The sequence below is a fragment of the Providencia sp. PROV261 genome (assembly GCF_028477945.1).
In the GTDB taxonomy this organism is placed as follows: Bacteria; Pseudomonadota; Gammaproteobacteria; order Enterobacterales; family Enterobacteriaceae; genus Providencia; species Providencia stuartii.
This window is the reverse complement of sequence record NZ_JAMPMC010000088.1, coordinates 1-2,487: the sequence shown is the minus strand read 5'-3', so window position 1 is coordinate 2,487 and position 2,487 is coordinate 1. Positions and strand designations below refer to the sequence as shown.

The following is a 2,487-nucleotide window of genomic DNA, read 5'->3' as shown; positions in this document are numbered from 1 at the left end:
CATAGAAATACAAAAAAAAAGGAAAATCAGGAGAATGGAAAAAGTGGAAGAAGATATGCTAACTAATTTCAAAAGTGAAATGATACTTTTGCTAAAAAATAAGTTAAATTTCTTTTTAAATTCAAGAGCAAAAGAAATAAACATGAGTATTTTTTCTTTTGAAAAAGATACTTATGATGAATCTCTTTATTTGAAGTTAAAGATTAAAAATCATAAGTGTGATTTAATAAGATGGACTGATGATTATCATTCTTTTGATGATACAATAAAAAGAATGGAATCAGCAGGATATAGCAGTCAAGATATTGATATTATAAATGTTGTCTTGTCACGGTTTGGATATATTTTTCGAGTTGAGACAAAAAAAAAGACAAATAGAGATTTGAAATTATTTTTTTTCATCCTTCAAATGAATAAGATTAGTAATAGTGATGAGTTTACGGACGAAATAAAAACTGAACTCTTACAGTCATTTTTATGCGAACTATTCTTACATTATGAAACCTTTTCTAGATTTAAGTATATAAAAAATAAAATTTTTTTCTTATCCGACAATCTTGGTTACATTGATTTCTTAGATGCTATAAATGAAATTCATGATAGAAAAGAAGATATTTATCACGGGATATACATTAAATTATTTCATACTGAAATACTGAAATACATATCATTTGGTGATAGCGATCTTTATAAAGAATTAGAAATTTCATTTAATGATAGATTAATTGAACACTTAAATCCTGTGAGATTTATCAATTTAACCAAAAAAAATGAAAGCGGATTTTTTAGTATATTAAATGATATAACTGAGCCTCTACAATCAACACAAGAGCTTTTCATATCAAATTTAATTTTAATAAACTATACATTTTTCATTTTAAAAAAAAATGTACCTAATATTATAGAACTGAGGAAATATATTAATAATGATGAGTATTTTATATTTATATTTATATTAAAATTGATAATTAATAGAACCATAATGTTACCTAAAAGTAAACTTATTAATATAGGCTTATCCGATTGCTTAGCTAAAATTAATGACTCTGAATGTGAACATCTAAGTAATGTACTTACTGAGTTAATATATGACCCACCGCAATTTGATAAATCTGAATCATAATATCCAAGCTATCAATTGAATTTAATTAACAAATCATCAAGAGATTTATTACACTCACAGCGGTCTGAATGGGTTACCGGAGGTGTTGAACAAATATAACGGAAATATTGTGTGGCAAGGGCTGCATCGCGTTTGGGGTAATTTACAGCGTCAGGCCCGCCCTACCGGTGAGTTTAACAGTGAACAAAACCTGCGTTTTCAAGGACAATATTTCGACAAAGAAACTGGCCTGCTCTATAATACCTTCAGGTACTACGCCCCGGATTTAGGCCGCTTTACCCAGCAAGACCCCATCGGGTTAGCGGGTGGATTGAATCTGTACCAGTATGCGCCGAATCCGCTGACATGGGTGGATCCGCGGGGGTTGCATGTTCAGCATGGAATCGATGTATTAGCTGAAGATTGATGGGTTCAAGGTGCTCACGCTCATATTGATAAAATAGCAATTGCAATTACATCAGGTAAGTATGGGAAAATAATTTATACCCTGTTTTTAGTAAAACAAATGTAGACACAATTGCTTGGAAAAAAACAGAAAAATCAGATCAATACCTAACAGAACCCAAAAATAAAGCTAAAGTAATAACTTATCTAGAGATATGCTAAAGTAAGATGGCCTACTAAAGCCGCAGAGTGGTGTCACTTACAAAAAGTATTGAATAATAATAGGTTAGTAAAAGGTGTAACAGAAAAAATCAAAGCTGTTAGAGATGAAAAAAATAATTGATATAATTAAATCCAAAGGTTTTTTTAACTCAATATATTTGGATGAGGATAGGAAGTACCTTTTGTCGCTTTGTCAAAAAGAGAGTTTTAAATCAGCAGAAATTTATACTATTAATATAAGTAATTTTTCTATTGAGTTATGTATAGCGAGACAAAAAAATAAAAGTTATGAAGCTATTAGTGTTTCTCAATGTACTGATAATGCTAATATTAATATGCATATAACGGATAATTTAGGAATAATGAATACCCCCCTAAATCAGTTTTTTCAGTTACAAGGTTCATCATTGCCAACATTTTCTGTTTGTTCTAAAGATGACATAGAGCAGATAGAATTACATTTTACTAATGGCTGTAAACTTATCTATGAAAACAAAAAGTCCGTACCTAACATTCTATTTAATTTCCTGTTTACAAATAATGGTTAGTTTTATAATCCTGATAAAGTTGACAGATGGTTTAAATTTTTAGCAGTATGCGCCGAATGGGGTAGGTTGTGTGGAACCATTGGGATTGAGTTGTAGTTTTTATGGTAAATCAAAGCGATGGCGAAATAATGAAACCGGACGTTATACAAAACGGCCAACGGATCCATATGAATTAGTTCATAATGACTAAGTAAAATATGGCAATGTTAC

Annotated in this window: 2 protein-coding genes and 1 pseudogene; all 3 read left to right on the top strand. The window is 30.2% G+C overall.

All coding sequences use genetic code 11. From position 1 onward, the window contains the following. On the top strand, positions 1 to 1,123 hold a 1,123-nt coding region (locus PR675_RS20680; protein WP_272582974.1), incomplete at its 5' end, for a hypothetical protein. A 43-nt stretch (positions 1,124 to 1,166) separates the two neighbouring features. Then, positions 1,167 to 1,490 (top strand): annotated as a pseudogene (locus PR675_RS20675) (RHS repeat-associated core domain-containing protein); the annotation flags it as partial. Between the two features lie 343 nt (positions 1,491 to 1,833). Continuing rightward, entirely contained in the window at positions 1,834 to 2,277 is a 444-nt protein-coding gene (locus PR675_RS20670; RefSeq protein ID WP_004924625.1) for a hypothetical protein, read from the top strand. Positions 2,278 to 2,487: the final 210 nt, after the last annotated feature.